This is a genomic window from Streptomyces sp. NPDC088910 (assembly GCF_044749865.1).
In the GTDB taxonomy this organism is placed as follows: Bacteria; Actinomycetota; Actinomycetes; order Streptomycetales; family Streptomycetaceae; genus Actinacidiphila.
Genome location: NZ_JBIVIV010000008.1, coordinates 270,724 through 291,714, shown reverse-complemented (window position 1 = coordinate 291,714; position 20,991 = coordinate 270,724). Strand labels below are relative to the sequence as shown.

Here is a 20,991-nt window from a genome sequence, read left to right as displayed (position 1 = left end):
GCGGGCGGAAGTCCGCGGAGGCGACTGCGACCGCTGCCGTGCGGGCCCGGCGTCATGACGACGGGGCTCAGCCGGCGGCGGGGAGGTGGAAGTAGATCAGGAGGGTGGTGACGGCGAGGAGCGGGGCGGCGAGGGAGGCGACGGCGCGGGTCGTGCGGTGGCGCAGGCGCCAGGGGAGGGCCCAGGACACGACGAGCGCGACGACGGCGAGCAGGAGGACGGCGGGGGCGGCCAGGAGCATGGTGGTCAGCGCCTGGCAGCCGTTCGGCGTGCAGGAGTCCGTCGCCATCGGGGAGAACATCGCGATCAGGCCGCAGAAGGCGATGACCGGGCCGCCGAGGACGGTGGCGATCAGCGGGGCGACGTAGGCGTGGCTGTCGTGGTCCGGCGGCCTGAAGCGGGGCACGAAGGGAGGCATGACGGGGGCGGGGCCGTAGGCGGGGCTCTGCCGGACCTGCGGACGGGCGCCCGCGCCGTGCTGCCACTCGTGCGGCTGCGGCGGGCCGTACGGGTCCTGCGGGACGTACGGGCGGCTGTTGGTCATGTCATCCATTCAACGGACCGGACGGCCGGGCCGGATCCGGCGTCGTACTCAGGTCGGCGTGGGCGGGTACTCAGGGCGGTGCCGGCCAGCAGGGCGAGGCCGAGCAGGGGGTAGGGGGCGGCGAGGGGCTGCTCCCACCAGGAGAAGTGCAGGTCGCGGTCGCCCTGGTGCGGTACGAGCCACATGCTGCGGCCGTAGAAGACGGCGGCGCACCCGAGGAGCGCGGCGCGGCGGCCGAGCAGGTCGGCGGCGCGCGGGCCGCGCGCGAGCAGGTCGGCGGCGCGCGGGCCGCGCGACCGTGCCGTACGGGAGCCGGGGCCGGGGCCGCTGTCCGGGCCTGGGCCTGGGCCTTCGGCGGACAGGCGCGTGGCCAGGAACGCCAGGAGGGGCACGCACCAGACCCAGTGGTGGGACCAGCTCACCGGCGAGACCAGCAGCGCGGTGACGGCCGCGCAGAGCAGGCCGAGCGCGGGCCGGCCGCCGCGGTGGGCGCGGGCGGCGACGGCGATTCCCGCGGCGGCGGTGACCAGGGCGGACGCGGCCCAGAGCAGGCCGGGGGCCGGGGTGTGCAGGACGCGGGCGAGCAGACCCTGGAGGGACTGGTTGTCGACGATCCAGACCTCGCCGACCCGGTCGGTCTCGTAGAGCCGGGCGGTCCAGAAGTCCAGCGAGGCGCCGGGCAGGACGGCGAGCCCGAGCGCCGCGCTCGCGGCGAATCCGGCGGCGGCGCGGGCCGCCTCCCGGCGGCGGCCGGTGAGCGCGAGGTGCACGGCCAGCAGCGCGGGCGTGATCTTGACGCCCGCCGCGAGGCCCAGCGCGAACCCCTTGCCGCGCGCGCCCTCGGGGCGGGTGAGGTCCCACAGGACGAGGACGGCGACGGCGAGGTTGATCTGCCCGAAGACCACCGTCTGGAAGACGGGTTCGAGCCAGAGCGCGCCCGCGGTGCCGAGCAGGACGGGCGCCGCGTACCGCCGGGACCGTACGGCGTCGGCGGCGGTGGTCCCGGTGTCCGCGGCCAGCCGCAGGGAGAGGCGGACGAGGGCGGCCAGCAGGGCCAGATTGGCGGCGACGCAGGCCGCGCGGGCGGCCGACAGCGGGAGCCGGGCGACCGGGGTGAAGAGCAGGGCCGCGAAGGGCGGGTACGTGGCGGGCAGCCGCCAGCGTGTGACGCGGAATCCGTACAGGTCCCGGCCGCCCAGTACGGCGGCGCCTTCGGCGCGGTAGACCTGAAGGTCGGCCATCGGGACCGGGCGGCGGAGCCACCAGGCAGCGAAGAGGGCGAGGGAGAGCGCGAGCGCGGCGAGCGCCAGCGCGGTGGTGCCGGGACAGCGGGCGCTACGGGAACGGCGAGGGTCGGCGGGACGGTCGGCGGGGGGCGCCGGGCCGAGCGCGGGAGCGGTCACCGCGGCGACAGTAGTGGACCTGCCCGCCGGTGATCGTCAACGCGGCGCGGGGCCGCCGCTCAGTGGCGCTTGCCCTCGTTGCCGAGCAGCACCACTTCGACGGCCGTGACGGCGAAGACACGGACCGCGCGCAGCGTGCTTCCCAGCAGGTGGCGGGGGTGATCGGGGCGGGCACCGAGAGCGGTGCCGCCGTGGACGGTGGGACCTGGGGCAACGGTGGTGGTGGTCATGAATCCACCGTACGAAATCAGGCATACGGCCTACGTCGGGCTCAGGGCTTAACTCGCACGCTCCGTGTCCGACTCTGGTCTGACACCGGACCCTGACCCGGGTATCAGGGTCACCCCTGAGGCCCTACGACCTGCGGCTCCCCCGGGCCCCCGATCCCCCGCGCCGCCGCGCCGCCGCACCCCGCCAAAGCCCCGCCCGCACCTCGCCCAGGCCGCGCCCGCACCGCGTCCCCGCCCCGCCCGACCGCAGGTCGAACGGGGGGTGAAATTCATTCGCGGCTCCCCGCGCGGACGCGTATGATCGCCGGTCTTGCCGCCTCCCCACGGGAGTGCCGCCGGCCGGACGGAAACCGGTCGGCTCGTCGCCTCGCCGACGACCCCTCGCGTACGCACTCGTATCAGCCGGAGGCAAAGCCGTGCCCTCGCACGTCCCGACCCAGGGCAGCAGCCCCAGCCCGCAGGACCGCACCGACCACTCCCCCGACCCGCTCGGCAGGGAACGCTCCCACCTCGCCTCGTCCCGTACCGCGCTGCGCGCCATGCGGCACGACGTGGAGTCGCTCGACATCGCGGACGTGACGGGAAACTGGGTCAACGCCAAGATCCTCGCCGCCGAGATCGACGACCGCATCAAGGCGCTCTCCGACCTCGCCGACACCCCGCTCTTCTTCGGCCGCCTGGACTACCTGCACGCGCCCGGCACGGAACTGGCCGAGGGCGCGACCGGCGAGCAGTTCTACATCGGCCGCCGCCATGTGCACGACGCGGACGGCGACCCGATGGTGATCGACTGGCGCGCGCCGGTCTCGCAGCCCTTCTACCAGGCGTCGCGCCGCAAGCCGATGGACGTACGGCTGCGCCGCAGGTTCGGCTACACCGGCGGGGACCTGACCGCGTACGAGGACGAGTACCTCACCGACCCGCCGGAGGGCGCGGCGGATCCGGGGACGTCGAGCAAGCTGCTCCAGAGCGAGATCGAACGGCCCCGCGTCGGCCCCATGCGCGACATCGTCGCCACCATCCAGCCCGAGCAGGACGAGATCGTCCGCGCCGACATCACCGGCAGCGTCTGCGTGCAGGGCGCGCCCGGCACCGGGAAGACCGCTGTCGGCCTGCACCGGGTCGCGTATCTGCTCTACGCGCACCGCGAGCGGCTGGCGCGGACCGGCACGCTGGTGATCGGGCCGAACCGGTCCTTCCTCCAGTACATCGAGCAAGTGCTGCCCGCGCTGGGCGAGTTGCAGGTCAAGCAGGCCACCGTGGACGACCTGGTGGCCCATGTCGAGGTGCGCGGCACCGACTCGGCGGCGGCGGCCACGGTCAAGGGCGACGCGCGGATGGCGGAGGTGCTGCGACGGGCGGTGCGGTCCGGCATCCGGATGCCCACCGAGCCGGTGATGGTGGTGCGCGGCTCGCGGCGCTGGCGGGTCCCGGCGTACGAACTGGAGGAGATCGTCAAGGAGTTGGCGGCCCGCGACATCCGGTACGGCGCCGCGCACGACGCGCTGCCGCAGCGGATCGCGCACGTCGTCCTCGTACAGATGGAGCGCTCGGGCGAGGCGCCGGACGACCGCGTGCAGGACGCGGTGGCGCGAACTCCCGCCGTAAAGGCGGCCGTCAAGGCGTGCTGGCCCGCGGTCGATCCGGCCAAGACGGTGCTGCGGCTGCTGTCGGACCCGGAGTTCCTGGCCGAGGCGGCGGACGGGGTGCTGGACGCCGAGGAGCAGCGGACGATCCTGTGGGCGAAGCCCGCGCGGGGGCTCGCGTCGGCCAAGTGGTCAGCCGCCGACGCGGTGTTGATCGACGAGGCGTACGACCTCGTGCAGCGGACGTCGTCGCTCGGGCATGTGGTGCTGGACGAGGCGCAGGACCTGTCGCCGATGCAGTACCGCGCGGTGGGGCGGCGCTGCTCGACCGGGTCCGCGACCGTGCTCGGCGACCTCGCGCAGGGCACCACGCCCTGGGCCACCGGCTCGTGGGCCGAGGCGCTGGGCCATCTCGGCAAACCGGACGCCCGCGTCGAGGAGTTGACGGCCGGTTTCCGTGTGCCGCGTGAGGTGATCGCGTACGCCACGCGGCTGCTGCCGCAGATCGCGCCGGGCCTCGCGCCCGCCACGTCCGTCCGTGAGGCGGCCGGCACGATGTCGGTACGGGCCGTCGCCGCCGGCGCGCTGGACGCGGCCGTGCTCGCGGCCTGCGACACGGCGCTCCGGCACGAGGGGTCCGTCGGCCTGATCGCCGCCGACCCGCGGATTCCCGTACTGGCCACGGCACTTGAGGCCGCCGGAATCCAGTACGTCTCGCCCGGTGAGGAGACCTCCGCCGAGGCCCGCGTCACGCTGGTGCCCGCGTCCCTGGCCAAGGGCCTGGAGTACGACTACGTCGTGCTCGACGAGCCCGCGGACATCGTGGCCGCCGAGCCCGACGTCCGCACCGGCCTGCGACGCCTGTACGTCTGCCTCACCCGCGCCGTCTCCGGCCTCGCGGTGCTGCACACCGCGCCGCTCCCCGAGGCCCTGGCCCCGGCCTAGGCCGCGTCCGCAAGGTCTCGTCTGGCGGGCGCGCCGCTGCGCGCTACGCCTGCTCGATGCGGAAGAAGTTGCCCGCCGGATCCCGTACGGCGCCGTCCCGTACCCCCCACGGCTGGCTGGCGGGCTCCTGGAGCACCTCGGCCCCCGCCGCCCCCGCGACGGCCTCGAACGTCGCGTCGAGGTCGTCGCTGCGGAAGTGCAGCGGCCGCAGTTCCCCCTTGGCCAGCAGCGCCGCCAGCGTGTCCCCGTCCTCCTTCGACCGCCCCGCGTGCGGCTGCGACAGCACGATCTGGATCTCCGGCTGGCTCTTGGTCGTCAGCGTGATCCACCGGAAGCCGTCGTGCTCGACCTCATTGCGCACGGTGAGACCGAGGGTGTCCCGGTAGAAGACGAGGGCGGCGTCGGGGTCGTCGACGAAGACGTGCACGGCACTGATGGAAACGGTCATACGGCCGATGCTAGGGGCTGTGCGGCCGATATCGGAGGCGACGGGCGCGGCATCAGAGCGGCGAGCGCGCGGCGGCGCCGCCCGTCTTGCGGGGGCGGGTCACCAGCATGACCTGGCAGCCGGGGACGACCTCCAAGTCGCTGTGGTCGCGGGCGCGGTAGGCGCTGGGGGTCTCGCCGACGATCTGGGTGAAGCGGGCGGAGAAGGAGCCGAGGCTGGTGCAGCCGACGGCGAAGCAGGCGTCGGTGACGCTGACGTCGCCGCGCCGCAGGAGGGCGGTGGCGCGCTCGATGCGGCGGGTCATGAGGTAGGAGTACGGGGTCTCGCCGTACGCCGCGCGGAACTGGCGGCTGAAGTGGCCGGTCGACATCAGCGCGGTCCGGGCCAGGGCCGGGACGTCGAGCGGCTGGGCGTACTCGCGGTCCATACGGTCGCGGGCACGCCGGAGAAGCCGCAGCTCGCCCAGGTCCATGACGCTCATGGCTCCATTGTGGCGCGGGGGTACGACAACCGCCGGTACGCGCCCCGGCCCGGCGGGACCGTCCGGGGCGGCGCGACGGCCGTGCCGCCCGGCCTCAGGAGACCGGGACCGGGGTGTCCAGGGCGGCGCGCCAGCGGGCGACGGCGCGGACGTCGACCGGGGAGGCCCAGCCCGCGGGGCGCACGGCGCCGCCGACGTGGAAGCCGTCGAGCCCGGCGCCGCGCAGGTGCGGCACATGCTCCAGGAGCAGGCCGCCGCCGACGAGGAGCTGGGGTTCGTACCCCGGCTCGCCGGTGCGCGCGGCCTCATCGCAGAGCACCGGGAGCCCGGCGGGCACGCCGTCCGCGGCGCCCGCGGTGAGGTACGTGTCGAGGCCCGGCAGCCCGGCGAGCTGGAGGCGGAGCGCGTCGCGGTCGGCGGCGCGGTCGATGGCCCGGTGGAAGGTCCAGCGGCAGCCGTCGATGACGTCGACCAGCGCGTGCACGGCGTCGAGGTCGGCGCGCCCGCCGTCGTCGAGGAAGCCGAGGACGAACTCGTCGGCGCCCTCGGACCGCAGGGACTGCGCGGCGGCGCACAGGGCGTCGAGGTCGCGCGCGTCACCGGCGCTGAATCCGTCGGACAGCCGCAGCATGACGCGCAGCGGGATGTCGACGGCCGCCCTGATCGCCCCGAAGGTGGCGCGGGAGGGGGTGAGCCCGTCCGCGGCCATGTCGGTGACCAGTTCGAGGCGGTCCGCGCCGCCGTCCCGGGCCGCTACGGCATCGTCCGCGCCGAGGGCGATCACCTCGAAGATTGGTCTAGACATATGAGCAAGGGTGCCACATGCGTCACTCCCGCGCGAGACGTGTAGCGCACAATTACCGGCATGTCCTTCACGCCCGCCGCCCCTCACCCCCGCTACGACGCCCTGCTCGCCGAGTGGTGCGACCTGCTGCGCCGCTGCCAGGAGCCGACAGCGGACGACGCGCCCGCCCCCGACCCCGCGCCGTACGGCGCCGATCTGCTCGGCCGCTGGGCCGAACCGCAGCGGCGTTACCACACGCTGGACCATCTCCAGGCGGTCCTGGACCACGCCACCGAACTGACCGCGTACGCCGCCGATCCGGACGCGGTGGCCCTCGCCGCCTGGTTCCACGACGCGGTCTACCGCCCCGACCGCTCGGAGAACGAGGAGCGCAGCGCCCACCTCGCCGAACGCGCCCTGCCCGAGGCGGGCGTGGCCGCCGACCGCACCGCCGAGGTCGCCCGCCTGGTGCGTCTGACGGTCACCCACGACCCGGCCGAGGGCGACCACAACGGCGCGGTCCTCTGCGACGCCGACCTCGCCGTCCTGGCCGGCGACCCCGCCGCCTACGCGGCCTACGCCGCCGCCGTCCGCTCCGAGTACGGCTTCGTCCCCGACGACGCCTTCCGCGCCGGCCGCGCCGCCGTCCTGCGCCAACTCCTCGCCCTCCCCGCCCTGTTCCGCACCCCTTACGGCAAGGACCAGTGGGAGCGCACGGCCCGCCGCAATCTGACGACGGAACTGGAACTGCTCACAGCCTGACGGAGCCGGACCTGCTCACGGCCTGACGTATTTGCGCCGCCGCAGGCCCGCGGCGGTCAGCAGGCGGACGATCTCCTTGCTGCCGGTCTCGACCGCGCCGAGGGCGACCGCGTCGGCGTACCGCTCGGAGGGGATGTCGTAGTGGTCGCGTTCGAAGGCGCGGGACGGGGCGCCGAGGCGGGCGGCGAAGGCGTGCAGTTCGGCGTAGGAGACGTCGCTGACCAGGTGGGACCAGTGGCGGCCGTGGCCGGGCCAGGTCGGCGGGTCGATGTAGAGGGTCATGAGGGGTCCGACTCGGTGTCGTGGGTCATACCGGGTTCACCGGGGTCAGGGCGCCGACAGGGGCGACGACGGCGCCGCGGGCCTCGCAGACCCAGTGCGGGTCGGGGCCGAGTTCGGGTTCGACGGCCAGGGCGTGCGGGTCGTCGCAGTCGGGGCACAGCGGCCAGCGCCCGTAGCGTTCGAGCAGGGCGTCCTGGACGTCCTGGGCGAGCAGCCCGGGGATGTACTCCGCGCCGTCCGGCCACTGCTCCAGCCACCAGCGGCGCTTGCTGACGGCGTCCTCGACCAGCGAGACGATGTCGGCCTCCGCGACACCGCGGGCGCTGAGGTCGGACAGCACGAGAGCGCGGGCACCATGCAGCACGGTTTCACCTTCCATCCCTCCATTGTCGCAAGCCCGGCGGACGCGGACGCCGTGATCGTCGGGTGCCTTGACGTACGGCCGTCTCTGAAAATACCTTTCAGAAGGTGACCTATAGCGTGAAGGAAACTTTCTCCCCGAGCGTCCGCGCCCTCCGCGGCGTGTCCGGCGCGCCCGTCCTCCCCGTCACGCCCCCCGACCCGGGGGCCCTCGCCGCCAAGGTCCGCACCCTCGCGCCGTCGATGACCCGGTCCATGCACCGGGTCGCGGAAGCCGTCGCGGGTGATCCGGCGGGCTGTGCCCATCTGACCGTCACGGCGCTCGCGGTGCGTACCGGCACCAGCGAGGCGACCGTCGTCCGCACCGCCCGGCTGCTGGGCTACCCCGGCTACCGCGATCTGCGGCTGGCGCTGGCCGCGCTCGCCGCCCAGCAGGCCACCGGGGCGCCGCCCGCCGTCACCGCCGACATCGCCGTCGACGACCCGCTCGCCGACGTGGTCACCAAGCTGGCCATGGAGGAGCAGCAGACCCTCGCCGACACCGCCGCCCAGCTCGACATGGGCCAACTGGAGGCCGCCGTCGCCGCGTTGGCCGCCGCCCGGCGGACCGACATCTACGGGATAGCCGCGTCCGCGCTGGTCGGCCAGGACCTGGCGCAGAAGCTGCTGCGGATCGGCCTGATCGCGCACGCGCACGCCGACCCGCACCTGGCGGTCACCAACGCCGTACAGCTCAAGCCGGGCGATGTGGCCCTGGCCATCACGCACTCGGGCAGTACGCACGACGTCATCGAGCCGCTGCGGGCCGCGTTCGACCGGGGGGCGACGACCATCGCCATCACCGGCCGGGCGGACGGCGCGGTCACGCAGTACGCCGATCTGGTCCTGACCACGTCCACCTCCCGCGAGAGCGAGCTGCGGCCCGCCGCGATGTCCAGTCGTACGAGTCAGCTCCTCGTCGTCGACTGTCTGTTCATCGGCGTCGCGCAGCGCACCTACGAGACCGCGGCCCCGGCGCTGTCCGCCTCGTACGAAGCGCTCGCGCACCGGCACAGTCCCCGCTCGGGCCGCGCCTGACGGCCGGTCCGCACCACTCCACGACCCCCACAGCAGAAGGATGAACGAGCCGCATATGTCGCACTACACCGAGCTGCGCCGCGAGCTGGAGACCCTCACCACCGAGGCGTTCCGGCCCGAGCTCGCCGAGATCGACCGGATGCCCACCCTGGAGATCGCGCGGACCATGAACGGTGAGGACGCCACCGTTCCGGCCGCGGTCGCCGGGCAGTTGCCCGTGATCGCCGCCGCCATCGACGGGATCGCCGCCCGGATGGAACGCGGCGGACGGCTGATCTACGCGGGCGCCGGTACGGCGGGCAGGCTCGGCGTGCTCGACGCGAGCGAGTGCCCGCCGACCTTCAACACCACGCCGGGACGCGAGGTGCTCGGACTGATCGCGGGCGGCCCGTCCGCGATGATCACCTCCATCGAGGGCGCGGAGGACAGCAAGGAGCTGGCCGCCGCCGACCTCGCCGCGCTCGGACTGACCCCGGCCGACAGCGTCGTCGGCGTCTCCGCCTCCGGGCGCACTCCCTACGCGGTCGGCGCGGTGGAGTACGCGCGCGCCACGGGGGCGCTCACCGTGGGCCTGTCCTGCAACGCGGACTCGCCGCTCGCGGCGGCGGCCGACCACGGCATCGAGGTCGTCGTCGGGCCCGAACTGATCGCCGGTTCCACCCGGTTGAAGTCCGGCACCGCGCAGAAGCTCGTGCTCAACATGCTTTCGACCATCACGATGATCCGGCTCGGCAAGACGTACGGGAACCTCATGGTCGACGTGCGGGCCTCCAACGAGAAGCTGCGGGCGCGCTCGCGGCGGATCGTCGCGCTGGCCACCGGCGCGGACGAGGAGGCGATCGAGGACGCGCTGACCGCCACCGACGGCGAGGTCAAGCACGCCATCTTGACGCTGCTCGCCCATGTGGACGCGGCCACGGCGGCCCGGCTGCTGACGGAGTCGGGCGGCCACCTGCGGCAGGCGCTGGAGGCCGCGCCGAAGTAGCCGCGCGGGAGCGGGAGTTCACTGGCGCTTGGCGGACTCGGCCGCCATCATCACCGAGGCCAGCCATTCGCCGTCGAAAAGGGTGGCGTCCGCCAGGCGGTGGGCGCCGCCGTACGCGTTGAGCATCGTCTTGGCGGCGCGCAGCGCGGCCGGGGAGCGGCGGAGCATGGGCCGCGCCCACTGGTCGACGGCGGCGTCCAGCCCGGCCTCGGGCACGGCCTTGTGCAGGACGGACAGCTCGACGGCCCTGGCCGCGTCGAACGCCTCGCCGGTGAGGACGAGTTCGCGGATGCGGGCGGCTCCCACCTCGTTGAGCAGCCGGGGCAGGATGCCGCCCCAGGCGGGCGGCAGGCCCAACGCCAGCTCGGGCAGCCGGAACCGGCTGGTGTCGGCGCCGACCCGCAGGTCGCAGAACATCGCGAGCGCCACGCCCGCGCCGATCACGTCGCCGTGCACCCGCGCGACGGTGACGGCGCCGAGCGTGGCGAGCGCCTCGCACACCTGCCGCGCCTTGTTGCCCATGGTCCGCAGGCCGGACCCCGTGGGGTCGGCGGCCAGCGACTCGGCGAATTCCCTGCGGTCGCCGCCGAGGCAGAAGTGCTCGCCGGCGCCGGAGAGTTCGAGCACCCGTATGCCGGGGTGGTCCTGCACCGAGCGCAGTACGGCCAGCAGTTCGTCCAGGACCGGGCCGGTGACGGCGTTCCCGGTCTCCGGGGTGTTCAGCCGTACGCGCAGCAGCGCTCCTTCCTGGCTGACGCGCAGGACCTTGAAGTAGTTCATCATGCTGTCGTTCGCCACCGGTTCTCTCGTACGGTCGTGCCGCGTGCGGCCTACAGGTCTCTGGGGCCCGCCTGTTCGGGGACGCGGGCGGACGCGGAGTCGGACACCGTCAGTGTCGTCATCCGCCGGAAGGCGACCCGCGGCGCCCACTCGGGGTCGCGGTGGACGCTCAGTCCCGGCAGCTTCCTGAGCAGCGCGGTCAGCAGCGCGGTGGCCTCCATCCTGGCCAGCGGGGCGCCGACGCAGTAGTGGATGCCGCCGCCGAAGCTGAGGTGGCTGACCTTGCGGCGGATGTCGAAGATGTGCGGGTCGGCGTACTGCGCGGGGTCGTGGTTGGCGGCGGCGAGCATCAGGTGGACGGTCTCGTCCTTGGGCACCTCGATGCCCGCGAGCGTCATGTCGTCGCCCGCGACCCGCGTCACGACGTGTATCGGCGGGTCGTAGCGCAGCACCTCCTCGACGGCGCCGGGGATGTCCTGCGGGTGGGCGCGCAGCCAGCCCATCTGGCGGGGGTGCTCGGCGATCAGCCACGTCATGGTGGACAGCAGATTGGAGGTGGTCTCCAGGGCGGCGAGCACCACCAGCAGCGCGAGGTAGTAGACGGCCTCGTCGGCGCGGTCGCGGTCCGGCTCCAGCCCGTCCCAGGTGCGCAGCCACTGCGAGACCGGGTCGTCCCCCGGTGACCTGCGCCTTTCGCGCACCAGCGCGGCGAAGTACTGGTGCAGTGTCACGGTGGCTTCGTCGGAGATCGCGAGCTGGCTCGGGGTGGGCAGCAGCTCCTGGGTGAACACCTGGGCGTGGGTCAAGTCCCGCAAAAGGGGGAAGTCAGCGGAGGGCAAACCCATCCACTCCCCTATCGCGCGCACCGGCAGCTCCTCGCTCACCAGTGAGACAAAATCGGCCACTCCGTCGCGCAGGCGTTCCGCGAGCCGGCCGACCAGGCGGTCCGTTGTCTTTTCCACCGATATCCGAATGTCACCGAGCGCCCTCCGGTCGAACATATTTCCGACCGAGCGGCGCATCAATGTGTGATGCGGTGGATTGAGCCGGACCAGAGTCTGACCGATCTGCCGTGAGGAAGGCGTGCTCCAGCGCGTTCCCTGGCCTTGCCTGGCGGCCCATTCGTTGTCGGTCACACGCCAGGCCCGGTCCCTCAGCACCTGGTCACTGAGGCCGAACGACGTGATCAGGTGGCCGCCCCAGGGCGCTGGGACGACATCCCCCATCGAGCGAAGCTCGTCGTAAAGAGGCAGCGGACTTTCCTGTCCGCCGGGCTTACGGAGTCGGGAAAAAAGTGATACAACTCTTCGCCGGTCGGTGGGGGCGACCGAATACGGTGTGACCATGGCGGCATTTCTCCTTGGTCCTCAATGCCAGGCCGGATTGACCTGTCCTGCATACCCTGGGCACGAGATGCGTATCCGATCGGACACTGCTCGTAATTGTGGCAAGCGTCACACCGTCGGCGATGATTTCCGGCCAGGTCCGTTCTTTATCGAAACCGGCCGACCGCGAAGCCGCGGTCGGCCGGTTTTCGACTTGTGCGTCGCCGGGTGTTACGCCTTGAGCCAGTTGAGGAACGAGCTCCAGCGGCTGGCCGCCTTCGGCTTGCCCTGCGTGTGGTCGGCCGGAGCCTGAGCCGACTGGCTCTCTTGCGAGCGGACCGGCTGCCGCGCCGGGGTGAACCGGGCGGGCAGCGAGGTGAGCGCGCGGTGGAAGGGGCCCGGACGCCAGGTCAGGCTCTCCACCGGCACCGCCAGGTCGATGTCCGGCAGCGTGTTGAGCAGCTTCTCGATGGCCCGCAGCGAGATCAGCGTGGCCGGGTCCTTGGCCGGGCAGACATGGGGACCCGCGCCCCAGCCCAGGTGCGCCCGCTTGCTCATCGTCTGGCCGCCGCCGCCCAGGCTCGGGTCGGTGTTGGCCGCCGCGTAACTGATCACCACGGGGTCGCCCGCGCGCAGCGTGATCCCGGCGAGGTCCACGTCGTGCACCGGGTAGTGCACGCCGTAGTTGGCCATCGGCGGGTAGTTCCACAGCACGTCGTTGAGTGCGTCCTCGACCAGCAGGCCCGCCATGTGCTGGCTGTCGGCGTACTTGTCGTCGGACAGCAGCAGCCGCAGCGCGCTGGAGATCATGTTCTGCACCGGCTCGGTACCCGCGGCGATCATCGGGAAGAGCTGGTGGATCATCTCCTCGGTGGTCAGCGCGGAGCGGTGCTGCATCATCCAGGAGGTGATGTCCTCGCCCGGCGTGGTCCGCTTCAGCTCGACCAGTTCGACCAGCGCCCCGGTCAGCACCTCCAGCGACTTCTCGACATCGATGCCATCGAAGATGCCGGAGATCCCGAACACCAGCCGGTTGCCGATGTCCTCGGTGCAGCCGAAGAGGTCGTTGAAGACCAGCAGCGGCACCTGCTGCGCGTAGTCGGCGACCAGGTCGGCCCGCCCCTTGGCGCTGAACTGGCTGATCAGATACGAGGCGACCTGGTCGACGTGCCGGCTCAGCCGGTGCGAGTCGACCATGGCCAGGCTGTCGGTCGCCGCCTGCCGCAGCCGCATGTGCTCGGCGCCGTCGGAGAACAGCAGATTCGGCCGGTAGGCCATCATCCCCATCACCGGGCTGTCCGCCGGTATCTGACCCTCGTTCATCGCGCGCCAGCGGCGCGAGTCGCGGGCGAAGGTACCCGGGTTCTGGAGGACCCGCAGCGCCTCGGTGTAGTCCGTGACGAGTTCGGCCTCCACGCCCGGCGCCAGCTCCACCGGAGCGCTCGGGCCGAACTGCCGCATGTAGGAGTAGAACGCCTCCGGAGCGGCGGCGAACTCCGGGCCGTACAGCGGCACACTCTGGCCGCTGTCGTGCGCGGGGCAGCCGGGCGGCGGGGCCTGGAAGTCCGGAGGGGTCTGCATGCCTGTGCTCCTCGTTGAAATACCTGAGCTACCTGAACTACCTGCGGTGACCTACTAGTTGAGGCGAGACTGCAAATACTGCACCAGAGCGATCAGTGAACCCGCCGATGACCGCTCGTCGCGTGCGTCGCACGAGACCACCGGGGTCTCGGGAAGCAGATCCAGCGCCTCGCGCACCTCTTCGAGCGAGTGCGGGGGCGCACCGTCGAAGCGGTTCACGGCGATGGCGTACGGCAGACCGTGCCGCTCCACGAGGTCCATCACGGGGAAGGACTCCTGGAGCCGCAGCGGGTCGACCAGCACGAGCGCGCCGAGCGCGCCGCGCGACAGGTCCTCCCACAGCCGCACGAACCGCTGCTGGCCCGGCGTACCGAACATGTACAGCACCAGTTCGTCGCTGAGGGTCAGCCGGCCGAAGTCCATCGCGACCGTGGTGGTGGTCTTGTTGGGCGCGCCCCTGAGGTCGTCGATGTCCGCGCTGGCCTGCGTCATCACTTCCTCGGTGCGCAGCGGCGGGATCTCCGACATGGTGCCGATGAACGTCGTCTTGCCCACGGCGAAGTGCCCGACCACGAGGATCTTGGCGACCGTCCGTACCGAACTGGGCAGATAGACGTTCTCGCGCGGCGTCTGGGGAGCACTGTCCCTATCCGAAGCGAGCCCGGAGCCCATGCAGCACCTCCTCCAGCAGTTCCCTCTCGACCAACTGCGCGCGGGGAACGGGTGCCCGCGCGAGCAGATACCCGTCCTCCACCAGATCCGACAGAAGGATCTTGACCACGCCCATCGGCAGCCCGGTGTGCGCGGCGATCTCCGCGACCGCGAGATAACCGCCCGAGCACAGTTCCATCACCCGCAGCTTCTCGGGATCAAGAACCCTTGTCCGGGGCGCGTTTTCGGATACGGCGACCAGTGTGATCATCGTGAAGCCGCCGTCGACCGGAAGCTCGCGACCGTTGGTGATCACATACGGGCGTACTAATTCCGTGGCTTCTAACTCCAGCTCAGGTTCGCCCGTCAATTGACGTCAGCGTTCTCGCGAGGAGGTGTGGTCAGCACCTTGCCGAGTTGGCCGACGAGCTGCTGCATCCGGAAGGTGATCTCCGCGAGGTCCGCGTCCGGGGACGCGGAGACCGCGAGATAGGCGCCTTCACCTGCCGAGATGAGGAAGACCCAGCCGTGGTCGAACTCCACCAGGGTCTGCCGCCACTCCTGGCGGCGGTCGTCGCCGCCGACGAAGTCGGACACCGTACGGCTCAGCGACTGCATGCCGCTCATCGCCGCCGCGACGGTGTCGGCGTGGTCCCTGCCGACCTCGTTGGAGCGGGCCATCAGCAGGCCGTCGGCCGACACCAGGATCGCGTGCCGGGCCTCGGGCACCTCAAGGGCGCTGTCGAGCATCCACGACAGATCTCTTCCGATCATTGGGCTCATTGGGCGTCCTGCCCTTCGCTGCTCGCGCCGATGGAACGGCGGCCGGACTGAGTGCCCCGCTGGAACGCGCCCATGCGGGAGGCGACTTCGTGGCTGTCGCGCACCGGCTCGGGCGCCCGCTCGACTCTGTCCCCGGCTCTGTCACCGACTCTGTCGTCGGAGCGCTCCTCGGCCGTGGGCACTATCGAGATCGGGTGCCGGAAGCGCCGCCGCTTGGGCAGGCCGCCGAAGGTGGTGGCGGGCACCACCGGCTCGGGCGCGCTCTGCTCCACCGGCTCGGACGCTTCACCCACGACGGGAGTCTCCTCGGGCTCGATGGTGGTGGTGAGGAGTTCGTCGGGGAGCAGCAGCACGGCGCGCACTCCGCCGTACGGCGAGGTGGAATCCACCGAGACGCTGAATCCGTAACGGTTGGCGAGTACGCCGATCACCGCGAAACCGAATTGCGGCGGATTTCCGAGGCCGGAGACACCCGGAGTGCGCTGGCCGGTGAGGAGTTCTCCCGCCAGCGTCTTCTCTTCGTCGCTCATGCCGACACCCGCGTCGTCGACGACGATGCAGACGCCCTTGGGCACGGGCTGGATATTGATTTCGATGGACGTTTCAGGGGCCGAATAACTCGTGGCGTTGTCGAGCAGTTCGGAAAGGGCGAGTGCGACCGGTTCGACCGCGCGGCTCACCACCGCGAAATTGCTCTGCGAACGGATTTCCACGCGCGTGAAATGCCGGATGCGGCCCTTGGCGCTGCGGACCACGTCGTAGACGGACGCCGCGTTCTTGCGGCGGCCGAGCCAGCCGTCGCAGAGCACGGCTATGGACTGGGCGCGCCGGGTGAACTGCGCGTTGCCGTGGTCCACGTCCAACAGGCCCTGGAGCGCCGCGTGCTCGCCGTTCTCCCGCTGGAGCTTCGCGATGGCGACCTGCTGCTCGCCCGCCAGACCCTGGAGGGTGCGCATGGCGGCCTTGAGCACGCTCTTGGTGCCCTCCTCGGCCCGGCGTCTGGCCTCATCCACGATCTGCTCGCGGCCGACTTCCAGGGAGGCGCGGCGCGCCGACTGCTCGGCGAGCGCGGCACGGAGCTTCGCATTAGTTTTCCGGCTGAGCGCAATCGCGGTCGCGGCGACAGGAGTACCTGCGATCAGGCCCCAAAGTGCTGGATCATGTAAGTAGGACGTCATGAGGCTCTCTTCAGGCGAGGGGCCGCCATTTGCGGAATCTCTTTCAAATCCGAACAAAAATGCGGAACACTTGCGCATGACACTTGCCAAGCAATGAGAGCCTAGCAGCAGGTTTGACCCCGGTACCCCCCGTACTTGTCCTGCTACCGGCATCTGACGGTAATTCAAAATTGCCCCGTTTTGGGACAGTCTTGGTGAATTGTTCCGAACAATGCGCCGGACACAAAGACGGCACCCCCCGGGTGACCGGGGGGTGCCGTCGTGCGGTCCTGCTGATCCGGGCTCGCGCCCCGTGGATCAGAAGTCCATGTCACCGCCGGGCATGCCGCCCGGAGCGCCGCCGGGGGCGGCCTTCTCCGGCTTGTCGGCGATGACGGCCTCGGTGGTGAGGAACAGCGCGGCGATGGAGGCCGCGTTCTGGAGCGCGGAGCGCGTGACCTTCGCCGGGTCGATGATGCCCTCGGCGATCATGTCGACGTACTCACCGGTCGCGGCGTTGAGGCCGTGGCCGACGGGCAGGTTGCGCACCTTCTCGACGATGACGCCGCCTTCGAGACCACCGTTGACGGCGATCTGCTTCAGCGGGGCCTCCAGCGCGAGCTTCACGGCGTTGGCACCGGTCGCCTCGTCGCCCTCGAGCTCCAGCTTCTCGAAGACCGCGGTCGCCTGGAGCAGGGCCACGCCGCCACCGGCGACGATGCCCTCTTCCACGGCGGCCTTCGCGTTGCGCACCGCGTCCTCGATGCGGTGCTTGCGCTCCTTGAGCTCGACCTCGGTGGCGGCACCGGCCTTGATGACGGCCACGCCGCCGGCCAGCTTCGCCAGGCGCTCCTGGAGCTTCTCGCGGTCGTAGTCCGAGTCGCTGTTGTCGATCTCGGCGCGGATCTGGTTGACCCGCCCGGCGACCTGGTCGCTGTCACCGGCACCGTCGACGATGGTGGTCTCGTCCTTGGTGATGACGACGGTACGGGCGCGGCCGAGCAGGTCCAGGCCCGCGTTCTCCAGCTTGAGGCCGACCTCTTCGGAGATGACGGTGCCACCGGTGAGGATGGCGATGTCGCCGAGCATGGCCTTGCGACGGTCACCGAAGCCGGGCGCCTTGACGGCGACGGACTTGAAGGTGCCGCGGATCTTGTTGACCACCAGGGTCGACAGGGCCTCGCCCTCGACGTCCTCGGCGATGATCAGCAGCGGCTTGCCGGACTGCATGACCTTCTCCAGCAGCGGGAGCAGGTCCTTCACCGAGGAGATCTTGGAGTTGACGATCAGGATGTACGGGTCGTCGAGCGACGCCTCCATACGCTCCAGGTCGGTCGCGAAGTAGGCGGAGATGAAGCCCTTGTCGAAGCGCATGCCCTCGGTGAGCTCGAGCTCGAGCCCGAAGGTCTGCGACTCCTCGACGGTGATGACGCCTTCCTTGCCGACCTTGTCCATGGCCTCGGCGATCAGCTCGCCGATCTGGGTGTCGGCGGCGGAGATGGAGGCGGTCGAAGCGATCTGCTCCTTGGTCTCCACGTCCTTGGCCTGCTCCAGCAGAGCGGCGGAGACGGCCTCGACGGCCTTCTCGATGCCGCGCTTGAGGGCCATCGGGTTGGCGCCGGCCGCGACGTTGCGCAGACCTTCCTTGACCAGGGCCTGGGCCAGGACGGTCGCGGTGGTGGTGCCGTCACCCGCGACGTCGTCGGTCTTCTTCGCGACCTCCTTGACCAGCTCCGCGCCGATCTTCTCGTACGGGTCCTCGAGCTCGATCTCCTTGGCGATGGACACACCATCGTTGGTGATCGTGGGGGCGCCCCACTTCTTCTCGAGGACGACGTTGCGGCCCTTCGGGCCGAGGGTGACCTTGACGGCGTCGGCGAGCTGGTTCATCCCGCGCTCGAGACCGCGCCGTGCCTCCTCGTCGAACGCGATGATCTTTGCCATGTGAAGTGTCCTCCGCGGACTGGGGTTCCCCCACCGGAGCAGGGGGCGACGGCTCGGACCGTGTGGTGCCCGCGACGGACGGCCGACCTGGTCGCCGGTTCCTTCCCGGCGGCCGGGCGGGCCTCACCGACCCGGTCCTTCAGCACTCTCACTAGGAGAGTGCTAACGCCAATGATTAGCACTCGACCCCATCGAGTGCAAGCGCCTGTGGACAACTCCGGGCCACGCACGAAGGGCCCGTCCCCCCTGAGAGGTACGGACCCTTGGTGCGTGAGTGCGTCGTGTCGGTCGCCGAGCGCGCCGGGCCGTCAGGCGGTGGCCAGCCGGACCATGTCCGCCTGCGGCCCCTTCTGACCCTGCGAGATCTCGAACTCGACCCGCTGGCCTTCTTCGAGGGTGCGGTAACCGTCCATCTGAATCGCGCTGTAGTGGACGAAGACATCCGCACCACCGTCGACCGCGATGAAGCCGTAGCCCTTCTCCGCGTTGAACCACTTGACGGTGCCCTGAGCCATTCCTAACTCCCCTATTACTGGCCCTATCGCGGCCCCGCACTCCGCGGGTCCGGGTCAGACCTCACCGCCGGGGAAGCCGTTGTCTGAGCGACAGGGGATCCCTGGTGGTGTGCGCCGGAACGCGTCGACCGCGGCTGAATGTATCTGCACGGATGCCCTCTGCAACAGGTCAATCGGACGAGAATTCGGGGAGCGACCGATCGGAAATACACCAGAATAGGGCGCTATGGCGGGGCATCTCGGACCGGACATACGTCGCCTATGCGACAATCCACACGTGAATTTGGCGATAAATCGCCGCACTGACCGTTCGCGGCGGCAACTTGCCCGTGGCAACAGTACAACCTTTCAACTACCGCCCCGGACACGGCCGTTCGGCCCGGTCCGGCCCCCCTACAGCACTGTGCCCCATCCACCGCAAAAGGGTGTATGGGGCACAAAACGGCAGGTGTAGCCGGGCCGTTACGGGAAGTTGATCAGCCGCCCGCTACCGCCGGAATGATCGAAACGCTCGCGCCGTCGGGGACAGCGGTGGCGAGACCGTCGGAAAAGCGAACATCGTCGTCGTTGACATAGACGTTCACGAAACGACGGAGTTTTCCGGTGTCGTCGAGAACGCGCGCCGAAATGCCCGCGTGATTCTTCTCCAGCGAGTCGATCACCTCGGCCAGCGTGCCGCCCTCGGCCGGAACCTCGGCCTGGCCGCCGGTGTAGGTGCGGAGAATGGTGGGGATACGAACAGAAGCACTCATGCGAGGCCAGCCTCTCGGAACGCGTCAAGGGTCGGGCGGATGGTGGCGGTCGGGCCGGTGGTCGGTGCCACCGCGTCCAAAGTCTTCAGTCCGTCGCCGGTGTTGAGGACGACGGTCTCGGCGGCCGGGTCGAGCTGCCCGGTCTCGATCAGCTTCTTCAGCACCCCCACGGTCACCCCGCCCGCGGTCTCCGCGAAGATCCCCTCGGTGCGCGCGAGCAGCTTGATCGCGTCCACGACCTGCTCGTCGTTCACGTCGTCGACCGCGCCGCCGGTCCGCCGGGCGATGTCCAGCACGTACGGGCCGTCCGCCGGGTTGCCGATCGCCAGCGACTTGGCGATGGTGTCCGGCTTCACCGGCCGCACCACGTCGTGCCCCGCCTTGAACGCCGCCGAGACCGGCGAGCAGCCCTCGGCCTGGGCGCCGTAGATCTTGTACGGCTTGTCCTCGACCAGGCCGAGCGCGATCAGCTCGCGCAGGCCCTTGTCGATCTTGGTGAGCTGGGAGCCGGACGCGATCGGGATCACCAGGTTGTCGGGGATGCGCCAGCCGAGCTGTTCGCAGATCTCGTACGCCAGGGTCTTGGAGCCCTCGCCGTAGTAGGGCCGCAGATTGACGTTGACGAAGCCCCAGCCCTCGCCGATCGGGTCGCCGATCAGCTCGGAGCAGAAGCGGTTCACGTCGTCGTACGAGCCCTCGATGCCGACCAGTTCGCCGCCGTAGACCGCGGCCATGACGACCTTGCCCGCCTCCAGGTCGTGCGGGATGAACACGCAGGAGCGGAAACCGGCGCGCGCGGCGGCGGCGCCGACGGCGCCCGCGAGGTTGCCGGTGGAGGAGCAGGAGAGCGTGGTGAGGCCGAAGGTGCGAGCGGCCTCCAGGGCGATGGCGACGACGCGGTCCTTGAAGGAGTGCGTCGGGTTGCCGGAGTCGTCCTTGATGTGCAGGCCGCCGGTGATGCCCAGTTCACGGGCGAGGTTGTCGGCCTTGACGAGCTTGGTCCAGCCCGGGTGGAGGTTGGGCTTGTCGGTGACGTCGGCGGGGACCGGCAGCAGCGGCGCGTACCGCCAGATGCTGGTGGGTCCCGCCTCGATCCGCTTGCGCAGCGACTCGGGGTCGCCGAGCGGCAGGTCGTACGCGACTTCGAGGGGCCCGAAACACTCCTCGCAGGCGAAGACCGGGCTCAGCGGGAAGCGGGTGCCGCACTCCCGGCAGGACAGCGCGGAGGCGGGTCCGAAGGGGGGAGTGCTGGTGCTGTCGTGGGTGCTGGCGACGGTCTGCACAGCCATGATGGCGAGGCCCTTTCTCCTCATCTTCCTTGTGACGTACGTCGCCACAAGACGGAATTGGCACCTTCCCCACCGTGTGACCTCGCGGTCGGCGGGAGGGTTGCCGGGGCTTCAACGGGCCGTTCCCTCTGCCCCTCTGGATGAGCGGTATGGCGCCTGCCCGCCTTCTGTGCGGCGGCGACGCGTTTGTCCCGCGCTACGACCCCCGGCATGCGGCGGTCATACGCGTTGTTCAAGACTGTAACCGACAAGCGTGACAGTTGAGATAGTCGTCCGAACGGCGAGATGGCCGCTGGGGCGGCCGTCCGGCTGGTTTCTGAGGGCTCC

General features: G+C 70.9%; 23 protein-coding genes and 1 riboswitch. Of the genes, 4 read left to right on the top strand and 19 right to left on the bottom strand.

The window, feature by feature from the left end; genetic code table 11:
• Nucleotides 1–67 precede the first annotated feature (67 nt).
• Genes ACIP4Z_RS20660 through ACIP4Z_RS20650 form a run of 3 tightly spaced genes read right to left on the bottom strand, consistent with a single transcriptional unit; the run spans nt 68 to nt 2,177 of the window.
• Nucleotides 68–544, bottom strand: coding sequence for a hypothetical protein (locus ACIP4Z_RS20660; RefSeq protein ID WP_401309993.1), 477 nt, complete (start codon nt 542–544; stop codon nt 68–70).
• Nucleotides 541–1,947: a glycosyltransferase 87 family protein gene (locus ACIP4Z_RS20655; protein WP_401309990.1), complete on the bottom strand. Its 1,407-nt coding sequence runs from the start codon at nt 1,945–1,947 to the stop codon at nt 541–543. The genes ACIP4Z_RS20660 and ACIP4Z_RS20655 overlap by 4 nt, the downstream gene beginning before the upstream one ends.
• Before the next feature lie 59 nt (nt 1,948–2,006).
• Nucleotides 2,007–2,177: a hypothetical protein gene (locus ACIP4Z_RS20650; protein ID WP_391162493.1), complete on the bottom strand. Its 171-nt coding sequence runs from the start codon at nt 2,175–2,177 to the stop codon at nt 2,007–2,009.
• Nucleotides 2,178–2,593: 416 nt separating this feature from the next.
• Between ACIP4Z_RS20650 and ACIP4Z_RS20645 the strand changes: the two genes are divergently transcribed.
• Entirely contained in the window at nt 2,594–4,708 is a 2,115-nt protein-coding gene (locus ACIP4Z_RS20645; protein ID WP_401309987.1) for a HelD family protein, read from the top strand.
• A 43-nt stretch (nt 4,709–4,751) separates the two neighbouring features.
• Here ACIP4Z_RS20645 and ACIP4Z_RS20640 read toward each other — a convergent pair whose 3' ends face one another.
• The 3 genes from ACIP4Z_RS20640 to ACIP4Z_RS20630 form a co-directional block, all read right to left on the bottom strand.
• On the bottom strand, nt 4,752–5,156 hold the full coding sequence (locus ACIP4Z_RS20640; protein ID WP_188285367.1) for a VOC family protein: 405 nt from the start codon (nt 5,154–5,156) through the stop codon (nt 4,752–4,754).
• A gap of 52 nt (nt 5,157–5,208) precedes the next feature.
• A complete protein-coding gene (locus tag ACIP4Z_RS20635) occupies nt 5,209–5,628 on the bottom strand; it encodes a helix-turn-helix transcriptional regulator (RefSeq protein WP_355338040.1) in 420 nt (139 codons plus the stop codon).
• A gap of 103 nt (nt 5,629–5,731) precedes the next feature.
• The gene (locus ACIP4Z_RS20630; RefSeq protein ID WP_391043066.1) at nt 5,732–6,442 is read right to left on the bottom strand and encodes a copper homeostasis protein CutC; all 711 of its coding nucleotides are present in this window, start codon (nt 6,440–6,442) and stop codon (nt 5,732–5,734) included.
• 60 nt (nt 6,443–6,502) lie between these two features.
• On the opposite strand from ACIP4Z_RS20630, the gene ACIP4Z_RS20625 reads away from it, so the two are divergent.
• Nucleotides 6,503–7,183, top strand: a complete 681-nt coding sequence (locus ACIP4Z_RS20625) for a hypothetical protein (RefSeq protein ID WP_401309983.1) — start codon at nt 6,503–6,505, stop codon at nt 7,181–7,183.
• A gap of 15 nt (nt 7,184–7,198) precedes the next feature.
• Here the strand turns inward: ACIP4Z_RS20625 and ACIP4Z_RS20620 are convergent, their stop codons facing one another.
• Nucleotides 7,199–7,465 carry a DUF4031 domain-containing protein gene (locus ACIP4Z_RS20620; RefSeq protein ID WP_355337366.1) on the bottom strand — a complete coding sequence of 89 codons (267 nt, stop codon included), beginning with the start codon at nt 7,463–7,465 and terminating at the stop codon, nt 7,199–7,201.
• A 25-nt stretch (nt 7,466–7,490) separates the two neighbouring features.
• On the bottom strand, nt 7,491–7,844 hold the full coding sequence (locus ACIP4Z_RS20615; protein WP_391043064.1) for a hypothetical protein: 354 nt from the start codon (nt 7,842–7,844) through the stop codon (nt 7,491–7,493).
• An 89-nt stretch (nt 7,845–7,933) separates the two neighbouring features.
• Between ACIP4Z_RS20615 and ACIP4Z_RS20610 the strand changes: the two genes are divergently transcribed.
• A complete protein-coding gene (locus tag ACIP4Z_RS20610) occupies nt 7,934–8,902 on the top strand; it encodes an SIS domain-containing protein (protein ID WP_391043062.1) in 969 nt (322 codons plus the stop codon).
• 40 nt (nt 8,903–8,942) lie between these two features.
• The gene (gene murQ / locus ACIP4Z_RS20605) at nt 8,943–9,887 is read left to right on the top strand and encodes an N-acetylmuramic acid 6-phosphate etherase (protein WP_355337360.1); all 945 of its coding nucleotides are present in this window, start codon (nt 8,943–8,945) and stop codon (nt 9,885–9,887) included.
• A gap of 18 nt (nt 9,888–9,905) precedes the next feature.
• Here murQ and ACIP4Z_RS20600 read toward each other — a convergent pair whose 3' ends face one another.
• The 11 genes from ACIP4Z_RS20600 to thrC all read right to left on the bottom strand — a co-directional run bounded on the left by ACIP4Z_RS20600 (nt 9,906) and on the right by thrC (nt 20,664).
• Complete coding sequence (locus ACIP4Z_RS20600; RefSeq protein WP_391043565.1) at nt 9,906–10,670, bottom strand: enoyl-CoA hydratase-related protein; 765 nt, start codon at nt 10,668–10,670, stop codon at nt 9,906–9,908.
• A gap of 47 nt (nt 10,671–10,717) precedes the next feature.
• A complete protein-coding gene (locus ACIP4Z_RS20595) occupies nt 10,718–11,629 on the bottom strand; it encodes a cytochrome P450 (RefSeq protein ID WP_355337357.1) in 912 nt (303 codons plus the stop codon).
• Between the two features lie 594 nt (nt 11,630–12,223).
• Nucleotides 12,224–13,573, bottom strand: a complete 1,350-nt coding sequence (locus ACIP4Z_RS20590) for a cytochrome P450 (protein ID WP_355337354.1) — start codon at nt 13,571–13,573, stop codon at nt 12,224–12,226.
• Nucleotides 13,574–13,627: 54 nt separating this feature from the next.
• The gene (locus ACIP4Z_RS20585) at nt 13,628–14,245 is read right to left on the bottom strand and encodes an ATP/GTP-binding protein (protein ID WP_355337351.1); all 618 of its coding nucleotides are present in this window, start codon (nt 14,243–14,245) and stop codon (nt 13,628–13,630) included.
• On the bottom strand, nt 14,220–14,594 hold the full coding sequence (locus tag ACIP4Z_RS20580) for a DUF742 domain-containing protein (protein ID WP_355337348.1): 375 nt from the start codon (nt 14,592–14,594) through the stop codon (nt 14,220–14,222). Before ACIP4Z_RS20580 ends, ACIP4Z_RS20585 begins: the two co-directional genes overlap by 26 nt.
• Nucleotides 14,591–14,995, bottom strand: coding sequence for a roadblock/LC7 domain-containing protein (locus tag ACIP4Z_RS20575; protein ID WP_355338031.1), 405 nt, complete (start codon nt 14,993–14,995; stop codon nt 14,591–14,593). The genes ACIP4Z_RS20580 and ACIP4Z_RS20575 overlap by 4 nt, the downstream gene beginning before the upstream one ends.
• Before the next feature lie 8 nt (nt 14,996–15,003).
• On the bottom strand, nt 15,004–16,185 hold the full coding sequence (locus ACIP4Z_RS20570; RefSeq protein WP_401309976.1) for an ATP-binding protein: 1,182 nt from the start codon (nt 16,183–16,185) through the stop codon (nt 15,004–15,006).
• Nucleotides 16,186–16,482: 297 nt separating this feature from the next.
• The gene (gene groL / locus ACIP4Z_RS20565) at nt 16,483–18,108 is read right to left on the bottom strand and encodes a chaperonin GroEL (RefSeq protein ID WP_188285378.1); all 1,626 of its coding nucleotides are present in this window, start codon (nt 18,106–18,108) and stop codon (nt 16,483–16,485) included.
• Between the two features lie 308 nt (nt 18,109–18,416).
• Nucleotides 18,417–18,623, bottom strand: a complete 207-nt coding sequence (locus ACIP4Z_RS20560; protein WP_093715500.1) for a cold-shock protein — start codon at nt 18,621–18,623, stop codon at nt 18,417–18,419.
• A 476-nt stretch (nt 18,624–19,099) separates the two neighbouring features.
• The gene (locus tag ACIP4Z_RS20555; protein WP_188285379.1) at nt 19,100–19,375 is read right to left on the bottom strand and encodes a MoaD/ThiS family protein; all 276 of its coding nucleotides are present in this window, start codon (nt 19,373–19,375) and stop codon (nt 19,100–19,102) included.
• Nucleotides 19,372–20,664 (bottom strand): threonine synthase, encoded by a 1,293-nt coding sequence (gene thrC / locus ACIP4Z_RS20550; protein ID WP_401309971.1) that lies wholly within the window; start codon nt 20,662–20,664, stop codon nt 19,372–19,374. Before thrC ends, ACIP4Z_RS20555 begins: the two co-directional genes overlap by 4 nt.
• Before the next feature lie 17 nt (nt 20,665–20,681).
• A riboswitch (SAM riboswitch) is annotated at nt 20,682–20,811 on the bottom strand.
• Nucleotides 20,812–20,991: the final 180 nt, after the last annotated feature.

Coding starts and splice junctions, on each gene's coding strand:
- ACIP4Z_RS20660 (WP_401309993.1), bottom strand. CDS start 544: ATGACCAACAGCCGCCCGTACGTCCCGCAGGACCCGTACGGCCCGCCG.
- ACIP4Z_RS20650 (WP_391162493.1), bottom strand. CDS start 2,177: ATGACCACCACCACCGTTGCCCCAGGTCCCACCGTCCACGGCGGCACC.
- ACIP4Z_RS20640 (WP_188285367.1), bottom strand. CDS start 5,156: ATGACCGTTTCCATCAGTGCCGTGCACGTCTTCGTCGACGACCCCGAC.
- ACIP4Z_RS20635 (WP_355338040.1), bottom strand. CDS start 5,628: ATGGACCTGGGCGAGCTGCGGCTTCTCCGGCGTGCCCGCGACCGTATG.
- ACIP4Z_RS20630 (WP_391043066.1), bottom strand. CDS start 6,442: ATGTCTAGACCAATCTTCGAGGTGATCGCCCTCGGCGCGGACGATGCC.
- ACIP4Z_RS20625 (WP_401309983.1), top strand. CDS start 6,503: ATGTCCTTCACGCCCGCCGCCCCTCACCCCCGCTACGACGCCCTGCTC.
- ACIP4Z_RS20620 (WP_355337366.1), bottom strand. CDS start 7,465: ATGACCCTCTACATCGACCCGCCGACCTGGCCCGGCCACGGCCGCCAC.
- ACIP4Z_RS20615 (WP_391043064.1), bottom strand. CDS start 7,844: ATGGAAGGTGAAACCGTGCTGCATGGTGCCCGCGCTCTCGTGCTGTCC.
- murQ (WP_355337360.1), top strand. CDS start 8,943: ATGAACGAGCCGCATATGTCGCACTACACCGAGCTGCGCCGCGAGCTG.
- ACIP4Z_RS20600 (WP_391043565.1), bottom strand. CDS start 10,670: ATGATGAACTACTTCAAGGTCCTGCGCGTCAGCCAGGAAGGAGCGCTG.
- ACIP4Z_RS20590 (WP_355337354.1), bottom strand. CDS start 13,573: ATGCAGACCCCTCCGGACTTCCAGGCCCCGCCGCCCGGCTGCCCCGCG.
- ACIP4Z_RS20585 (WP_355337351.1), bottom strand. CDS start 14,245: ATGGGCTCCGGGCTCGCTTCGGATAGGGACAGTGCTCCCCAGACGCCG.
- ACIP4Z_RS20570 (WP_401309976.1), bottom strand. CDS start 16,185: ATGACGTCCTACTTACATGATCCAGCACTTTGGGGCCTGATCGCAGGT.
- groL (WP_188285378.1), bottom strand. CDS start 18,108: ATGGCAAAGATCATCGCGTTCGACGAGGAGGCACGGCGCGGTCTCGAG.
- ACIP4Z_RS20560 (WP_093715500.1), bottom strand. CDS start 18,623: ATGGCTCAGGGCACCGTCAAGTGGTTCAACGCGGAGAAGGGCTACGGC.
- ACIP4Z_RS20555 (WP_188285379.1), bottom strand. CDS start 19,375: ATGAGTGCTTCTGTTCGTATCCCCACCATTCTCCGCACCTACACCGGC.
- thrC (WP_401309971.1), bottom strand. CDS start 20,664: ATGGCTGTGCAGACCGTCGCCAGCACCCACGACAGCACCAGCACTCCC.